This window comes from Neptuniibacter sp. (genome assembly GCF_024231755.1).
Lineage (GTDB): Bacteria > Pseudomonadota > Gammaproteobacteria > Pseudomonadales > Balneatricaceae > Neptuniibacter.
Window position 1 is genome coordinate 1 of record NZ_JAAEQH010000077.1, and the last position, 876, is coordinate 876.

Annotated in this window: 1 protein-coding gene; it reads right to left on the minus strand. The window is 48.2% G+C overall.

From position 1 onward, the window contains the following. Nucleotides 1–61: 61 nt before the first annotated feature. A partial coding sequence (locus tag GY843_RS03590; RefSeq protein WP_297306606.1) for a hypothetical protein occupies nt 62–876 on the minus strand: 815 nt, incomplete at its 5' end.

Here is an 876-nt window from a genome sequence, read left to right on the forward strand (position 1 = left end):
GACTCGTCTTTAATGAAAAGTTGCTCGGACCAGGCTGGTATAGTGAACGCAACTAGCGTATCTATGCGATCTGTTTATAAGCCAATGTGAAAACAGCAGATTGAAAGGTTACCCATATTGAGGATAGTGCAGCCGCGACAATACTGCTCACGACAGACAAGAGGATCAACGTTGGGTTTGCATTCATCCATTGTATACAATCGGCCATTGCTTTCAAGTCGCCACCGAACTCGGCACATTGTGACATACCCTGCATCATCGGTTTTATCATAATCAGCAAAAGTGGCGACAGCACAATGCCTAGTATCAGGGAGAACACCCAGGCCAATGCCAGACAGATGACCAGCAGAATAAGTATCTGACCAAGGTTTGCTTTGACCACCTCAAAAGCTCGCCGAATGCCACTTGTGACTTGCAGATCCTCCAATACTATCGCGCGATAGGCAATGGCATCAACAATGGTGATGGGGATAGCCAACAAAGCAATGCCACATCCAAGCAAGCCAAGAGTTCCAAGTGCTCCGAAATCCGCGAGTTCTGGAGCACCTGTCTCTACGTTAGAAAGCAGATCTGCTGACGTAGACTGACCGACAGTAGCAGTTACTATACTCAGCACTAGCACGGGGGACCAGATCAGCAGTTGCATCAGTAGAATGCGGGGCAGAAACTTGAACCCAACACCGAGCAAGTCGCCGACGCGGCTAACTGGCTTTTTATATCCTGAGCCTAAAGCTATCACTTCATAGATCAAGCCGCAACGTGCCGCAATGCCCAGCAGCCAGAACACAAGCGCAACCACCAGCATCAGGATGGCTATAAATCCCTGAAAGATTATGATGTTTCCGATATTTTGAAATACCCAAGTACCACCCTGAA